This is a genomic window from Thalassotalea euphylliae (assembly GCF_003390375.1).
GTDB lineage: Bacteria > Pseudomonadota > Gammaproteobacteria > Enterobacterales > Alteromonadaceae > Thalassotalea_F > Thalassotalea_F euphylliae_A.
Window position 1 is genome coordinate 3,649,198 of the sequence record NZ_QUOT01000001.1, and the last position, 16,828, is coordinate 3,666,025.

13 protein-coding genes are annotated in these 16,828 nt (G+C 42.2%); 10 read left to right on the plus strand and 3 right to left on the minus strand.

Annotation, left to right across the window (positions count from 1 at the left end; translation table 11 throughout):
- Positions 1-149: 149 nt before the first annotated feature.
- Entirely contained in the window at positions 150-2,012 is a 1,863-nt protein-coding gene (hscA, locus tag DXX94_RS15945) for a Fe-S protein assembly chaperone HscA (RefSeq protein WP_116017408.1), read from the plus strand.
- Positions 2,013-2,016: 4 nt separating this feature from the next.
- Positions 2,017-2,355 (plus strand): ISC system 2Fe-2S type ferredoxin, encoded by a 339-nt coding sequence (gene fdx / locus DXX94_RS15950; protein WP_116017410.1) that lies wholly within the window; start codon positions 2,017-2,019, stop codon positions 2,353-2,355.
- 91 nt (positions 2,356-2,446) lie between these two features.
- Here the strand turns inward: fdx and DXX94_RS15955 are convergent, their stop codons facing one another.
- Complete coding sequence (locus DXX94_RS15955; RefSeq protein WP_116017412.1) at positions 2,447-3,466, minus strand: XdhC family protein; 1,020 nt, start codon at positions 3,464-3,466, stop codon at positions 2,447-2,449.
- A gap of 426 nt (positions 3,467-3,892) precedes the next feature.
- Between DXX94_RS15955 and minC the strand changes: the two genes are divergently transcribed.
- From minC to DXX94_RS15990, 7 genes are all read left to right on the plus strand, one after another.
- Complete coding sequence (minC, locus tag DXX94_RS15960) at positions 3,893-4,633, plus strand: septum site-determining protein MinC (RefSeq protein WP_116017414.1); 741 nt, start codon at positions 3,893-3,895, stop codon at positions 4,631-4,633.
- 12 nt (positions 4,634-4,645) lie between these two features.
- Positions 4,646-5,452 (plus strand): septum site-determining protein MinD, encoded by an 807-nt coding sequence (minD, locus tag DXX94_RS15965; protein ID WP_116017416.1) that lies wholly within the window; start codon positions 4,646-4,648, stop codon positions 5,450-5,452.
- A 3-nt stretch (positions 5,453-5,455) separates the two neighbouring features.
- Positions 5,456-5,716, plus strand: coding sequence for a cell division topological specificity factor MinE (minE, locus tag DXX94_RS15970; protein WP_116001090.1), 261 nt, complete (start codon positions 5,456-5,458; stop codon positions 5,714-5,716).
- Between the two features lie 864 nt (positions 5,717-6,580).
- Positions 6,581-9,256 carry a TonB-dependent receptor plug domain-containing protein gene (locus DXX94_RS15975; protein WP_116017418.1) on the plus strand — a complete coding sequence of 892 codons (2,676 nt, stop codon included), beginning with the start codon at positions 6,581-6,583 and terminating at the stop codon, positions 9,254-9,256.
- A 373-nt stretch (positions 9,257-9,629) separates the two neighbouring features.
- On the plus strand, positions 9,630-10,289 hold the full coding sequence (locus DXX94_RS15980) for a hypothetical protein (RefSeq protein WP_147302303.1): 660 nt from the start codon (positions 9,630-9,632) through the stop codon (positions 10,287-10,289).
- Between the two features lie 6 nt (positions 10,290-10,295).
- Positions 10,296-12,638, plus strand: a complete 2,343-nt coding sequence (locus DXX94_RS15985; protein ID WP_116017422.1) for a bifunctional diguanylate cyclase/phosphodiesterase — start codon at positions 10,296-10,298, stop codon at positions 12,636-12,638.
- The gene (locus DXX94_RS15990; protein WP_116017424.1) at positions 12,639-13,886 is read left to right on the plus strand and encodes a hypothetical protein; all 1,248 of its coding nucleotides are present in this window, start codon (positions 12,639-12,641) and stop codon (positions 13,884-13,886) included.
- Positions 13,887-14,080: 194 nt separating this feature from the next.
- On the opposite strand, the gene DXX94_RS15995 is transcribed toward DXX94_RS15990, so the two are convergent.
- Complete coding sequence (locus DXX94_RS15995; RefSeq protein ID WP_116017426.1) at positions 14,081-14,332, minus strand: YfhL family 4Fe-4S dicluster ferredoxin; 252 nt, start codon at positions 14,330-14,332, stop codon at positions 14,081-14,083.
- 22 nt (positions 14,333-14,354) lie between these two features.
- Positions 14,355-15,728, minus strand: coding sequence for a prephenate-dependent tRNA uridine(34) hydroxylase TrhP (trhP, locus tag DXX94_RS16000; protein WP_116017428.1), 1,374 nt, complete (start codon positions 15,726-15,728; stop codon positions 14,355-14,357).
- A 256-nt stretch (positions 15,729-15,984) separates the two neighbouring features.
- Between trhP and DXX94_RS16005 the strand changes: the two genes are divergently transcribed.
- Positions 15,985-16,827: an HDOD domain-containing protein gene (locus tag DXX94_RS16005; protein ID WP_116017430.1), complete on the plus strand. Its 843-nt coding sequence runs from the start codon at positions 15,985-15,987 to the stop codon at positions 16,825-16,827.
- Position 16,828 lies beyond the last annotated feature (1 nt).

Here is a 16,828-nt window from a genome sequence, read left to right on the forward strand (position 1 = left end):
AAGCCGAACAAAACCGAGCAAAACAAAATAAAGCACAAGTATTCGGCTAGGATTACGCCTATAACTGAACAAGTTAATAGGGCTGACAATTTTCTCAATACCTAGCTATACCACCAAACTAGTTAAGAATATCGACATTAGAGACCGCCATGGCGTTACTACAAATCGCAGAACCTGGGCAAAGTACTGTCCCTCATGAACATCGTCTTGCCGTGGGTATTGACTTAGGCACTACCAACTCCTTAGTTGCCAGTGTCCAAAGTGGCGAAAGCACCACCTTAAAAGATAAAAATGGCCAAGACATTTTGCCATCTATCGTTAGCTACCAAGCAGAACAAACGTTAGTGGGTTATGCCGCCAAAGAATTTTCAGTAGCCGACCCACATAATACAATTGTTTCTGCCAAGCGCTTAATTGGTCGCTCGCTGGCTGATATTCAAAGCAAATATCCGACCTTACCGTATGAGTTTGGTGGTGATGAAAATCATCCTGAATTAATTACCCGCCAAGGGCAAATCAACCCAGTGCAAGTTTCGGGTGAAGTGCTTGCAACGTTACGCGAACGTGCGGAATCTGCTTTAGGTGGCGAACTAGTCGGTGCGGTAATCACGGTACCTGCCTACTTTGACGACGCGCAGCGCCAAAGTACAAAAGATGCGGCGAAATTAGCGGGTTTAAATGTACTTCGTTTATTGAACGAACCAACAGCCGCAGCGGTAGCCTATGGTTTGGACTCAGGCAAAGAAGGCGTTATCGCGGTATACGACTTAGGTGGTGGTACCTTTGATATTTCAATCCTGCGCTTAAATAAAGGTGTATTTGAAGTATTAGCCACTGGCGGTGATTCAGCTTTAGGTGGTGATGATTTTGATATCGCGGTTGCTGACTACCTAGTTGAGCAAGCTGGCTTACAGCGTCCACTTTCCGCTTCAATGGAACGCCAAATCAACCAACAAGCGTGCTTAGCCAAAGAAGCCCTGTCTAACGCTGAACAACATACGGTAAGCTTAGCGTTAGAAAATGGCGAGTCGTGGCAGCATGAGTTAACTAAAGCAACTTTTGACGCTTTAATTGGCAAGTTGGTTAATCAAACCTTGCGGGCTTGTCGCCGTGCATTAAAAGATGCGAATGTTTCGACTGATGAAGTAATTGAAGTGGTCATGGTCGGTGGCTCGACACGTGTACCGCTAGTGCGCACGGAAGTTGAAAAGTTCTTTGGTAAACTGCCACTAACTTCAATCGACCCTGACAAAGTGGTCGCAATTGGCGCCGCGATTCAAGCCGATATTTTGGCTGGTAACAAACCTGACAGCGATATGTTATTGCTTGATGTTATTCCACTATCGCTTGGTTTAGAGACAATGGGCGGCTTAGTGGAAAAAGTTATTCAGCGTAACACCACAATCCCTGTCGCTAAGGCGCAAGAGTTCACCACCTTTAAAGACGGCCAAACGGCGATGTCGATTCACGTGCTACAAGGTGAACGTGAACTCGTAGATGCCTGTCGCTCATTGGCGCGCTTTGAGCTTCGCGGTATTCCACCAATGGCAGCAGGTGCGGCTCATATTCGCGTGACTTTTAAAGTGGACGCAGATGGCCTGTTAGAAGTTAGCGCCATGGAAAAATCAACGGGTGTTGAAGCCAGCATTGAAGTCAAACCATCTTTTGGCCTTGAAGAGAATCAAATCGCCAATATGATCAAAGACTCAATGACCAATGCCAAGCAAGATATGCAAGCGCGTATGCTTAAAGAGCAACAAGTAGAAGCCGCTCGTGTATTAGAGTCAGTGCGCGCCGCGCTCGATACAGATAAAGATTTATTAAATGCTGAAGAAATCGAAAAGATTGACGCAGCGTTAACGACGTTAGCAGCGGTTGCAAAAACAACAGCAACTAACGATATTGAACAACAAATTGAAGTGGTTAATCAGGTAACGGCAAGCTTTGCCGAAAAGCGTATGGACTCCTCAATACGCACTGCGCTGGCTGGCCAATCGGTAGATAAGGTGTAAAAGCATGCCACAAATTATTTTCTTACCACATGAAGAATTTTGCCCAGACGGCGCTGTTGTTGAAGCAGAGCAGGGCGAAAGCGTATTAAACGTTGCGCTTAAAAATGACATTGGCATTGAACACGCCTGTGAAAAAGTTTGTGCCTGTACTACCTGTCACGTCATCATTCGTGAAGGTTTTGACTCACTAGATGAATCAGATGAATTGGAAGACGATATGCTTGATAAAGCATGGGGCTTAGAGCCAGAATCTCGCTTAGGCTGCCAAGCGATTATTAAAGACGAAGATTTGGTAGTAGAAATTCCTAAATACACAGTGAATATGGTGTCGGAAAATCACTAGCGTTTCGCTTTAAAGTTCGAAAATTGAAAAGGGGTAATAACACCGATGTTATTACCCCTTTTTGTTTCCCAATCATGTGCTAACTAAAGAGCTACGGAATAACGTTGCTTAACGATTTACCATCTTTTTGGCAAATTACCGCATGCATTTCTGCTAAAATCGCTAGCGCAATACTCTCAGGTGTTTCTCCACCAAGGTTTAGCCCTATTGGCCCTGAAAGCGGTGCTGTCACTTTATTGATATCGATACTACTCGCTTCTATTACCTGGTCTTTACGATGTGCAGGGCCTAGTAACCCCATGTAAGCAACAGGCATTTGATGGAGTGCTGCCAGTGTTTTAGCATCTAAGCTAACGCTGTGGCACATATAAACAATACCGGCAACTTTATGTTGTTGAGTAAATTCTGCGAGCTCTTCAATACTGCCGTTAAGGATATGATCGGCATCTTGAAAGTAGGCTTTACGGGCATTTGCTGCTCTTGAATCCCATACCGAAACTTGCCAGCCCATGTTTTTTGCCATACTTGATAATGGCCGAGCGTCATAACCGCCGCCAACAATTAGCAAGTGAGGATCGGGGTAAATGTGGGTTTCTAGCCAAGTGGTATTATCTATTTCTACTAATGTCGCCTTGCGATCAGTAGACCATTTTCCTGTTTGTTCAATAGCTTCAAATTGGCCTATCGCTGCACTTGGGCTACCCGGTATTTGCTGGCGGTAAACACCACTACCTTCTTGCTCAAGTGACGCCAGCAACTTGTCTAACGCTAGGTACTCGTTCGCTTTACTAACCGGCTGCATTAAAATATGGACAATACCGCCACAACCAATCCCGAGTTGGAACGTCAGGTCGTCTTCATCTGTTGCATCATAGGTCAGTTGTTTTGTTAGCTGATTAGCAATGACTTGTTTAGCATGTTGCTGAATATCTCCCTCTAAGCAACCACCAGATAGCAAGCCCAGTTGGGCGCCATCCCCGGAAAACATCATCATAGCACCCAGCTTGCGATAGCTAGAGCCTTCGGTTTTATAGAGGGTGCAAAGTACCCATTCAGTTTGGTCTTTTCGAGAGTGCCAAGTGGTTAAAATATCTTTTAAGGAAGTTGACATAGATGACAGAGTTTAATTAAACGTATTGTAGTCTTTTGAGTTATTGGGCTTATTTATATCCTAGCAGGCCACTTCAGTCGAATTATTCTAACGTACGAAAGGTACACGAAAGGTGTATGAGGGGCGAGTACGAACCATTTACTGTTATGGTTTAGCTTAACCTTAAAGCTACTTTGGTTTGACTTACGCGATGATTTTTCAAATGGCTCCCTGTTCTTTGCCAAATTTTGTCGATTACACTGCTCAAGGCGCTATTTTTACTTGCTATCGCAGATCGCTAACTATACCATTTCATTATTCTCAAGCCTTGATACTGACCAAACTGCTAGCCGAGTTAACAGCCAGGCTAATAGTCGACTTTATTGAGGCATTCGTTTAGATCAGTTTTTGACATCTGGTTGTTAGGTTGTTGGAGTTTTCTAGTTTATGTCGCAAGCTGAGTTTGAACTCAAAGGTAGCTTATTTACATTATCTGCGCTGCAGATGACTGAATATGATTTAAATAAGTTGTCAGCTTGGCTAAATGCCAAAGTTGAACAAGCCCCAGGATTTTTCTACCGAGCTCCCTTAATCATCAATATTGCCGCACTGGCAGAAAGCGTTATTGACTTCGCCGCGGTTAAAGCAGTGGTTGAGCGTCACGATTTTATTTTCGTTGGTATTAGTGGTGGCAGCAAGGCACAGAAGGAAGCAGCGAAAGAAGCTGGATTGGCGGTAGTCGCTCATAGCCAAGATAAAGCGGGTACAGTAAAGCCAAAAGTGGCGGCTAAACCTGAGAAAATTGTGGAAAAGGTTGTCGAAAAAACGGTAGAAAAACTCATTGAGAAAGCGGTGTTTCAGCCCGCCAAAGTTATTGAGCATACCATTCGTTCCGGTCAGCAAATTTATGCAAAAGATACCGACTTGATAATTAAAGGTCAGGTTAGTGCTGGCGCAGAAGTTATTGCCGACGGCAATATTCACATCTATGGCACGCTCAGAGGGCGAGCCATTGCAGGCGCTAAAGGCGATAAGACAGCCAGAATTTACTGTAGCAATTTGCAAGCTGAGTTGGTGTCAATCAATGGTAATTACTGGTTAAGTGATTCCTTGCAAGAGAAAGTATGGGCACAAGCGGCAAGCGTTAGATTAGTTGATGATCAGTTAACCGTAGAAGATTTAAAATAAAGGAAGAGCTGTATGGCAAAAATTATTGTAGTGACATCAGGTAAAGGTGGTGTTGGTAAAACTACGTCAAGTGCGGCAATTGGCACAGGTTTGGCGTTAAAGGGTAAAAAAACCGTTATTCTAGATTTTGATATCGGCTTACGTAATCTTGATTTGATTATGGGCGTTGAGCGTCGCGTGGTTTATGATTTTGTTAACGTTATCAATGGTGAAGCCAACTTAAATCAAGCGTTAATCAAAGATAAGCGCGTGGACAACCTTTATATCTTACCTGCGTCACAAACGCGTGATAAAGATGCGTTGACTAAAGAGGGTGTCGGCAAGGTACTAGACGATTTAAGTAAAGATTTTGATTACATTCTATGTGATTCGCCAGCGGGTATTGAAGCTGGTGCGCAAATGGCGCTTTATTTTGCCGATGAGGCAATTGTGGTCACTAACCCAGAAGTATCATCAGTGCGTGACTCAGACCGTATTTTAGGTATTTTGCAAAGTAAGTCGCGCCATGCCGAGCAAGGAAGCAGTATTCCTGAACATCTACTATTAACCCGTTACAATCCAGAGCGCGTTGATATGGGAGAAATGCTAAGTGTTGAAGACGTAAAAGAAATTTTAGCGATTGAGCTCATTGGGGTTATTCCTGAGTCTAAAGCTGTGCTTAGTGCTTCAAATGCCGGACAACCAGTAATCTTGGATGAGCAAAGTGATGCTGGCCAAGCTTACATTGATGCAGTTGAAAGATTACTTGGTGAGAAAGTTGATTTTCGCTTCTTAACGGCGAAGAAAAAAGGACTATTAAACCGCTTGTTTGGGAGTTAAGTGATGGCTTTATTAGATTATTTTCGTTCGTCAAAGAAAACTTCAGCGTCGCTAGCCAAAGAGCGCTTGCAAATCATTGTTGCCCATGAGCGAAATGCGCGCTCTGGCCCTGATTATTTGCCGCAAATGAAGCGTGACATCATTGAAGTGATCAGCAAATATGTGCCAAGCATTAACTCTGATCAAGTGTCGGTCCAGCTAGAACAAAAAGACGACGATCTAGCGGTACTAGAACTAAACGTTACATTGCCTGAAAAAAACTAGCCTAGTTTTAAAGCGTTGCCTTACTTTGCCTTGCTTTGCGGTGCATGGAAGCGCTTTATCAGTGCTAGCTAATTCAGCTTGAATTGGCGTTGTTGGTAGATATTTATTTGAACCAATAACGCCAGTTCTTGATTGCTTTATTCTCTTAAATTATCGATTGCCTTAGGACTTGCTGCCGCAAATATTAATTAGTCGCGAATTTTCAAAAACTGTGTAGCAAAATCCCCTCTTTTTATTCACTCGCTTTATGACTTTCGCTAACCGATGTGCTAAAGCCAGAGAAACTGTCAATTAAAAGCGAATAAATATTGCCTCCTAAATGGCAACTGCTATCGTTCCAACCAAAGCTTTAAATTTGTCTAAGTTATAAGGGCTATTTATACACTTAAATTCATGTGAATTATTTAGAGTGGCTATTTAAAAAGCTTTTAAATTCTCTTCTGCAGGTCAAGCTAGCTCTAGCTTTGTGTTTTTAGATAAAAACAATGAATATTCATAATAAATATTGATGATATATGGCGTGCTTGAGTGTTAATGATTGCTTATTCTTTAACCAGGATTTTAATCGTGATCAGCAAGACACCCAGACTCACCTATCCTTTATTACTCAAGGGGTTGATGAATAAATAAACACTACGATGCTTGTTTTGTACAAAAAATGACACATTTGGATTTGAGAATTGGCATGGTAAAAATAGAATAAATACTTCAAAAATATTACGTATCTATCTGTTTTTTAAGAAAGTTGCAGTTTGAACAATCTAGCGCACGTGTCTATATTTTAACTAGCTGTGCGTTTTCAATTATAAATATGACAAAACAAGACGCCATGGCTAATTATAACAACAACATTCAGGTGTCTACATGGAACTAAAAACTAAAATAAGCGCTATTAGTGCAATAGTGGCTGCAACCCTGTTGCCGACCCAAATAGTTTACGCTCAACAAGAAACTAGTGCCGATGAACAAGAAGTTGAACTTATTCTTGTTACCGGTAGTTTTGTCCGTCGCAGTGAAAACTTCGAATCACCTTCTCCTTTGGCTGTTGTCGACAGTGTTGCAATTGATGCGCTAGGGGCGAAAAACATCAGTGATATCACACAAACCTTAACGATTAACACGGGGGCAGAAAACAACCCTGACGCTTTCACGCAAAACGCAACAGCCGGTACATCGAATATTAACCTTAGGGGGCTTGGTGTAGCGTCAACACTCGTATTGCTTAATAACAAACGACAAGTCGTTACAGCGCAGCCCAACAATGGTGGTGTGAATTTTGTTGATACCAGCTCACTTGTTCCTATGATTGCTATTGGTCGTATGGAGATCGTAAAAGATGGTGCTTCCGCACTTTATGGCTCTGATGCGGTTGCTGGTGTAGTGAACTTCATTACCAAAAATGACTACGAGGGCGTTAAAGTAACGGCCGAATATCAAGACGGTAAGTACGGTGACAACAAAGAATACGTAATTCAAGGCTTATGGGGAACGGTAGGTGATGACAGCAGTTTGATGGCAGCAGTAAGCTATACTAACCGCTCACCGATGTTTCTGACTGATCGCAGGCTAAGCCGGATTGAGGATGACATCAGTGCGCTAGGTAACCCTGGTTCGTTCTTCCTTGGCGCGACGCCATTTATTGATCCAACAGGCTGTTCTGAATTTGGCGGCTTCCCGCAATTATTAGCTCCTTCAGGTACTGTTCCTGGACTAGATATTGGTTTTTGTGGGTTTGACTTCGTAAGAACCTATTCATACGTAGCGGATGAATCGCGTGTATCTTCTTACTTTAAGGCCACTAAAGAGTTTTCTGATGACATCAAATGGACAACCGAGGTCAGTTATGCGCGCAACAGAGCTGAGCGTGGTGGCTCACCGTCGTTCCCTATTCTAACTTTCCCAACGGTACCAGCAGATCATCCAAGTAACGTTTTTGGGGCGCCTGTATCATTCTTTGGCCGAGCTATCGGCTTTGGTGCACCTGGCGACCCCGCTAACACTGAATCTGATACGGCACGCTTTAGCACGACATTGACGGGTGAGTTAGAAGATGGTTTTTGGGAGTTGAGTTATACGGCAGCGCGTAATGACTTTTTGTTCACGGTTAACGACACGCTAGCGCAGGAGTTTCAAAATGCGTTAAATGGTTTTGGTGGGCAAGGCTGTGACCCATTTACTGGTAGTGCAGGTGTAGGTCCTTGTGAATACTTCAACCCGTTTGCAACTTCTTATACTGTGTTGCCTAATTCGCAAAACGTTATTGATTCGTTTACTGCACAACAGCAAATTGACTCTGAATCGAACCTTGAAGTTGCTGAAGCATTAATTTCAACTGATTTATTTGAAATGGATGCCGGTGCGGCAGGTATCGCATTTGGTATTCAGTACCGCTATCAAGATTTGACGCAAGACTACGACGCTTTATCTAATCAGGATAGATTTTCGTTTGTTATTGGTAACCCTGATGTAAAAGGTGATCAAGATACTTGGGCCGCGTTTGCTGAAGTAGCACTGCCGCTTACTGAAGATTTAGACGTGCAACTTGCTGTTCGTTATGAAGACTACGGCGGAAGCACAGGTGATACGGTTGACCCGAAAGTTGCCGCTTCATGGCGAGTTAATGAAAGCTTCTCGTTGCGTGGTTCGTATTCAACGTCTTTCCGTGCGCCTTCTATTTTCCAACGTGATGGTGGTGCAACTTCATTAAACCAAATGGTTGACCCACTTACTGGTGCAACGGCTTTCGCTGCGGCTCGAGCAAGTGGTAATGAAGACTTGAAGCCGGAAGAGTCTAAAGCATATAACCTTGGCTTCTCACTAGAACCAGTTGATGATTTCTCAATAGAAATTGATTATTGGAATTTTGAGTTCGAAGACTTAATTATTCAGGAAAATTTTCAGGCAATATTAAATGCAGACCCACAAGATACAAGCCGTGTTATTAGGGCGGGTGATCCTCTTAATGGTCCTTTACTGCAAGTTAATACCACCTATGTGAATGCTACATCGTTAGAAACTGCAGGTTTAGATTTAGTGAGTAGCTATCGCATTGATACTGAGTTTGGTCAGTTTACTCCAAGTATCAATGCGACTTATATCCTTGACTATGATTTAGACGATCCGCAGGCAGGTAAGATTGATGGTGTAGGTTTTAGGAACTTCGGCAATATTGGCGTATCAACGCCTGAGCTGAGAATGAACTTTGGCTTGAACTGGGCGGTTGAGAATCACTCGGCTAACTTATTTGTCCGCTATATTGATAGTTACGATGACGATCAAAACTGTGCTGACGGCAGTGCTCTGGCTGATGGTTGTCCAGGTGGCTTTAGAGAGATTGATAGTCACGTAACTGTTGATTTTCAATATAACGTAAACCTTGGCGCCATGTTTGATACCGAAAACAGCTACGTGTTAACACTAGGCGGTACGAATATTACTGATCAAGATCCACCGCAAGTATTTACCAACTCTGGTTTTGACTCAAAAGTGCACGACCCACGAGGTCGCCAGTTGTATGCACGAGTGGCAATAGAGTTTTAGTGTAACCAATGTTAAAACAAAATCTCGGGCGATAGCTTGAAAATAAAAAATCACAAGGGAGCAATTGCTCCCTTTTATTTTTTAGACTTCTCTTGAATAAGGTTTCATAAATTTTAATAACATTTTAATACAGTTCCCAATTTAATTGCCCTGTAAGCTGGTCTGATAAGTGTTAGTGTATTCAAAACTTTAGTTAATTGATTAAATTTTAGAAGTTTTTTCTTGATTATCCGCTCATATTACATCTAAGGTTTAACTGCTAGCGACCAAATTAGCTGTTATAGTGCTGACACTAGCTCACCTTTTTCTGTTGAGCATAATCGGTAGCATTAACTATTCTCCGTAGTCGCTAATTAACATAGTGGAATTTGAATTGAATAGATTATTTATATTTTTTGCCTGCGCATTGAGTTCAGCACCTTTGTGGGCAAACAATTTCAATGTACAAGTGTTGAATAAAAGTGGTCAACCGCAACAAGATATTGTTGTTTTTGTCACGCCAACAAACGGGATTGAAGGCTTAGCAGCTAATACCGAGCAGTTGATTGTCGACCAGAAAGGAAAAAAGTTTGCACCGTATTTAAGCGTGATGCAAAAAGGGCAAACTATCCAGTTTAGTAATCGCGATGATATTACCCACCATATTTACTCTGTTTCGGGTGAAAACCGCTTTGAGTTCAAATTAAAAGCGGGCAAAAGCAAAAATACTGAAGCTATGCAGGCGACAGAAGAAATCGCTATGGGGTGTAATATCCACGATTGGATGAGTGGCTATGCTCTAGTGGTTGACACCCCTTATTTCGGAAAAACAAACGGCCAAGGAATTGTTAGCTTTGTGCTGGCTAACCTAGGTGAATACCAAGTTTCTGTTTGGCATCCTCAGCTAGACAATGACAATCGACAGCAAAGCAGTATCACCGTGATTAATGAAAGTACCTTAAGTAATACTTATCAAGTGCGATTAGCTGATAAACTTTTGCCAATCCCACTGCAAGAGAACCAAGAAGAGTTTGACTTTTTAGAAGAGTACTAAGCACGTATGTCTTTTTTTAAAATCCGTAGCATTCAGAGCAAAATTTTAAGTCTGTTTCTATTTTTGCTCTTGGTTGTTCAACTGGTATCCTTTTTATCTACCTTTCAAGCTAGTAAACAGCTTGAGGACATCCAATTAACAAATCGTCTTAGCAACGCAAAAGATGTTTTTGAAACCCAGTTTACCAATCGTAGCTATTATTTATCAGCGTTCGCTGAAACAGCCGCGAAAGACTACGGCCTTAAATCAGTCCTGCAAGAAGATAACAAAAGCTTTTTAGTTGCGCTTAACAATCATAGAAAACGCATTAATAGTGATCTTGCGATGGCGATTGATAATGATGGGTTAGTGTTTGCGCAACTTGTCACCCTTAAAACGCCTGAAGGCAAAACACGTGTTGTTGTTGGTAAAGGGCAAGGTGCGTATTTTAGCCAAGAGCGAGAATTATTTGCCGAGGCCAATACCCAGCTAATCAAGCTAAACGATAGATTATATCAGTTAAGCTTGGCACCGATAAAAAGTGGTAGCCGCGATATCGGTTGGATTGGTTTTGGTTATTTGATTGATGAAGACCTCGCCCTAGATTTAGCGAACCTTACTGATGTTAATATTGCGTTTGTGCTCAATGATGGTGAAAGCTCAGAGCTGATTGCAGCCAACCAATACAAGCGATTGAGCGATGGCATAGTTAGCATCGACAATATTCTTAAAAACGACGATGGCGCTTATGTCCACGAAGAGGTGCTAGTAGGGCAGTTGGTTGATTCCAATATTAATGCTGTGCTTTATAAGTCAAAAGCAGACTTGTTAGCAAGTATCGGTGTTGAATGGTTGCGTTTAGCACTGCTTATTGCACTGACAGTTGCTCTTTCAGTCATTGGCGCAGTAGCAATTGCACGTGGCTTAACCCAACCGATTACGCAGCTAGTAAGCCAAGTGAAATTAATATCACAAGGGAATTACGACAAAAGCGTTGCGGTTGATGGTAGTAAAGAGCTTAAAGAGCTCTCTGATGAATTTAACCATATGACTGAGGCCATTGTTTCTCGTGAGCAAACGATAAGCTTCCAAGCATTCCACGATTCACTTTCACACTTACCGAACCGCAACTCGTTACTCAAATCATTAGCTAAGCGTAAACAAGCTCAGCAAGATTTTATTGTTATCCAGCTTTGCTACTTGGGCGCAGAAGATATTACCGATACCTTGGGTTATCAGGTTGGGGACGAGGTGATTAATGAAGTTGCTGAGCGCATAGTTAAAACACAGTTAGGGCTTTCGTGCTTCCATCTTGGCGGTGAAAATTTTGTATTGTTAGCTGATATGCAAGAAGTAGAGCCGCTGATTGAACAATTGCTTGCTCAGTTAACTATTCGTTGCCAATACGAGAACATAAGCTTGCATTTACAATTTGCGGTTGGTGTCGCGATTTCTTCATTGCATAATGGCGGCGATGAAACTGAATTGCTGCAAAAGTCTAATGTCGCTTTGCAGCATGCCAAAAAGAATAAGCAAGCCTATCAAGTCTACGATCCGCAGTTCGACCAACATGCTGTTGAACGCTTATTCCTAACTAATAGTTTAAAACAAGCGATTGAGCAGGATGAACTAACGCTATTCTATCAACCAAAGCTTAGGCTTTCTGATATGACAATAAGCCATGTTGAAGCTTTAGTGCGTTGGCAGCACCCAGAGAAAGGGCTGATTCCACCGGATGCTTTTATTAGCATTGCTGAGAAAACTGGGCAAATGGATGCGTTAACACGATGGGTGACGAATGCCGCAGTAAGCCAGTATGTTAGCTGGCAAAAAATGGGTTTTGATATCAATATCGCGATCAATATTTCTGCTGCTAATATCATGGACAAGTCTTATCCTGATTATGTTATCAGCCTTAAAGAGCAACACCAGCTAAGTGACAACGCAATTACCTTGGAAGTAACTGAGGAGGCGGTGGTTGAAGACGCACAAAAAGCAACAGAGATCCTTTGTTACTTGCGTGAACACGGCTTTAAGCTATCAATAGATGATTACGGTACGGGTTACTCATCGCTGGCACAGCTAAAACATTTGCCCGTTCATGAATTAAAGATCGATCGGTCATTTGTTCAACACCTTTCAACTGATGAAAGTGATAAGATAATAGTACGGTCAACTTTAGAACTTGCACATAATATGGGGCTTTCTGTGGTGGCTGAAGGCATTGAAGACGAAACAGCCTTGCTGTGGTTAAAAGCGCAAGGGTGCCAATTAGCACAGGGATATTTCATCAGTAAACCATTACCCGCTGATGTATTTGAGCAATGGATTGAGAATACCCCATACCATATAAGCAGAACGAAAAATTAAATGCATCAATCGCTTTTTAAGGTTTTAGCATTTTCAGGACTAATGCTAAGTGGCACAGTTGTGGCAGCTGATGCCTCCATAAAAGGACTTGTAGATTTACGATTTTACAATGTTAACAGTAGCGCAGATGGAAATAGCTACTTAAAAGGCGATTATGGAAAGTTCCGTTTTGATGACGGTGCAGGTGTTGCTGTTGGTCAGCTAGGGCTTCAATACCACGTCGATTGGGAAAATAACGTTTCTTTGACCTTGGTCGGTAACGGCTTTGCTGATCGAGGAAACAACGCTATTGGCCTTACCGAAGGTTACTTATCATATAAAGGTGTACCTAGTGAAAAAGGTTGGCGCTGGCAGTCTAAATTAGGCATATTTTATCCACAGATCAGTATGGAAAACATTGCTACTGCTTGGTCTACCCCATACACCCTTACCTCTAGTACGATTAACAACTGGATTGGTGAAGAGCTCAGAAGTACTGGCGGACAACTAACCCTTGAGAAGCTAGGCAAATTTACAGATTCAGCGCATTCGTTTGGTGCAACCGTTTCGTTATTTCAAAATAACGACCCAGCAGGCGCTATGTTAGCTTGGCATGGCTGGACAATTGGTAGTCGCCAAACACTGCTACACGAAAAACTCCGCATTCCCTATTTTCCTGCATTAAGTGGCGAATTAGATGAGCAAGCGCGTGATTCAGATCCATTTCGTGAATTGGATGATCGCTGGGGAGTCCATGTCGCTGCGTCATGGCGATATGATAGAGCGTTGCGAGTTAATATTGGCTACTACGATAACCATGCGCAAGAGGGTATTGTTAAGCAAGGGCAATACACTTGGACAACCGAGTTTAGTCATATCGGGGTTAAGTACCGCTTAGCCAAGCAATGGGAAGTGATTGGGCAGTATATGCAAGGTAGCACCTATATGACATCACCAACGTTTGAAGATGTCGTTAATAATGATTACGACAGTGGCTTTATGATGCTTCGTCATTTTTGGGCAAACCATCACCTTGCACTGCGATTAGAACACTTTAACGTTGATGATCTTGATGATACTCAAGGTGACAACAACAACGAAAATGGCAATGCTATTTCTATGGCTTACCGCTACCGTTTGAACAAAAAGAGCTTTATGCTGGCAGAATATAATTGGATTGACTCTGATCGACAAGCCCGAGCTTATCTCGATCAACCAATTGAACTAATTGAGCGCCAATTCCAGATAGGTTACCGCTACTACTTCTAGTAGCGGTAAATAGAGGTCTTTTACGCTGATTTGACGTCGAGCTGATACAATATCAATTTCAATAACCACTTGAACATTCTGGCTTGTTAAAGCGCTTATAAATTGCGTTGTTATTTTTGAAATTAGAGCGACTAGTTACTAAAAATAACGCCTTATTTATAAACCTTTTTCCTACGCCATAATTGTTCAACTCGTTAATTCAATTGATATAGAAGCTCAAACTTTTTCACCAAGGTTTCCTCGGTTTCTTCATGCTCAGGGTCTGGCACGACACAGTCGATAGGGCATACTTTGACACAGGTTGGTTCATCGTAATGCCCTAAACACTCAGTACAGCGGGCAGGGTCGATTTCGTAGACTTCTTCACCTAATGCGATCGCTTGGTTTGGGCACTCAGGCTCACACATATCACAGTTAATACAACTCGCTAAAATCTTCAGTGCCACTATGAGGTGCTCCTGTCAGTAGCTATGCAGATTGATCGGCTGCTTGATTTTGCGAAAACGGGTGACGAGTTGTCTCACCATTGTCCAGGTTTCGCATTAAAATGCCGAAATCAAGTTTCATCTCGGTATCGAGCGAAATGTTAACGATATGGCCCGAACCTTTGGCATCGCGAATAACTTCACCTTTGCGTGATTCCATGTGTGTTAAAGTGAAGGTCTGACAGCCGTCAGGTGTCATTAACTCGAGTTCGTCGCCGACCAAGAATTTGTTCTTCACTTCAATTTCAATTAAGCCATTGTCTTCATTACGGCCAAGCACTTCACCAACAAACTGTTGGGTATCACTTTTCGAATAACCGTAGTCATAGTTTTGTGTTTCAGTGTGCTTATGACGCTGCAAGAAGCCTGCGGTGTAACCGCGATGTGCTAAGTGCTCAAGCTCGCCGTTAAGTTGCTGGTCAAAGGATTGGTCTGTCATAGCGTCTAATATCGCTTGATTATAAACACGTGCAGTACGCGCACAGTAATAAAAAGACTTTGTACGACCTTCAATTTTTAACGAATGCACGCCCATTTTGACCAGTCGCTCTACATGTTCGACGGCACGTAGATCTTTCGAGTTCATGATGTAAGTGCCATGCTCATCTTCAAATGCAGGCATGTATTCATCAGGTTTATGTTGCTCTTGAATTAGTACGACATCATCAAAACCTTTACCCGCTTGCGGATCAAACTCTACCGGTGCACTAGCAATTACATCACCTGTTTCAGTTTGTGTCGCCGAATGTACGTTGTAATTCCAACGACAAGCATTGGTGCAGGTACCTTGATTCGGATCGCGCTTATTCATATAGCCGGATAATAAACAGCGCCCTGAGTAAGCCATGCAAAGTGCACCGTGTACGAAAACTTCAATTTCCATTTCTGGGCAACGCATACGAATCTCTTCAATTTCATCAAGCGATAATTCTCTCGATAAAATGACGCGATCTATGCCTTGCTGCTGCCAGAACTTCACAGTTGCCCAGTTTACGGCATTCGCTTGCACCGATAAGTGCAATGGCATATCGGGGAATGCTTCTTTGGTCATCATGATAAGACCAGGATCAGACATAATCATCGCATCGGGTTGCATTTCGATGACAGGCTTAAGGTCTTTAATAAAAGTTTTCAATTTACTGTTATGAGGTGCTATGTTGTTGACCACATAAAACTTTTTACCCAGCTGATGGGCTTCTTGAATACCTTGTGCTAAGTTTTGGTGATTAAATTCGTTGTTTCTTACGCGTAAAGAATATCTAGGTTGGCCTGCATATACAGCATCCGCACCGTATGCAAAGGCATAACGCATGTTTTTAAGGCTTCCTGCCGGTGATAACAGTTCTGGCTTAAACATATAACAACTTCTATAAATTATGGGAACGTAAAAGTTCGCACATTCTAGTGTCTGAAAAACAAACGGCAATTAAATATGTCTATGGGAGTCACTTACTTGAGGAAAGTTTGATGTAAATCAAGTTTTGTGCGCTGGGTTAAGTTGTGACTATTTACAGGCTGTTTAGTGCCGAATAAATCGGTAAAAATTAACTCGTCGAAATAGTGATAATTGTGCTACTTTTTTAGGTAAGCATATCAAAACATAAGGATAATTCATGTCTACGGAAAATGCTCTGTACACCATTTTAGTGGAAAAAATTAAGCATGATGCACTCGTTTTACCTACCTTACCTGAGATTGCACTAAAAGTGCGTGAATCGGCTGATGATCCTGACATTAATTTAAATCGCATGAGCGATATCATCTCTCAAGACCCGGCATTATCAATTGGTATGCTTAAGGTCGCTAACAGCGCACTAATGGGGCGTTCAGTTAAAGTTGAAACGGTTAACCAAGCGGTTACCCGAATTGGCTTACGAGAAATTAAAAGTATTGCGACCGCCATGGCAATTGAGCAAGTTTTCGTATCTGAAAATGAAATTGTCGCTATGCATATGAAAAGCTCATGGCAAAAAACTATTGATGTCACGTCTGTGGCCATTGCCTTAATGACTTTTTATCTAAAAGACAACAAACACACGTCACTTGGGCTAGATACCATAGCGCTTGGTGCACTGGTACATAATATTGGCGTTTTACCGATATTAACCGAAGCTGAAAATCACCCTGATGTTTTTGCCAACCCAACGTTCTTGCAGCAGGCGATTGTTAAGCTGGGTAGTAAAATTGGGGCAGCTGTAACTCAAGCTTGGGGCTTTTCTGAAGAGTTTAGTGAACTTGTGGAAAGTTGGAGTGATTTAACGGTATTGCCAACAGAAGTACATTATTTAGACTTTATACGTGCTGGCGCTGTGTATCACGGAATTTTCAAAAATGAGTCTACTCAAGAAGCTTTACTGAGAAGCTATGTGGGGAAAGGCATTATGCCGGATGAAGGCTTTATGAAAACTGAAGAGTTTATCGAAATGTACGAAAGTGCCCGCTCAATGTTTATATAGC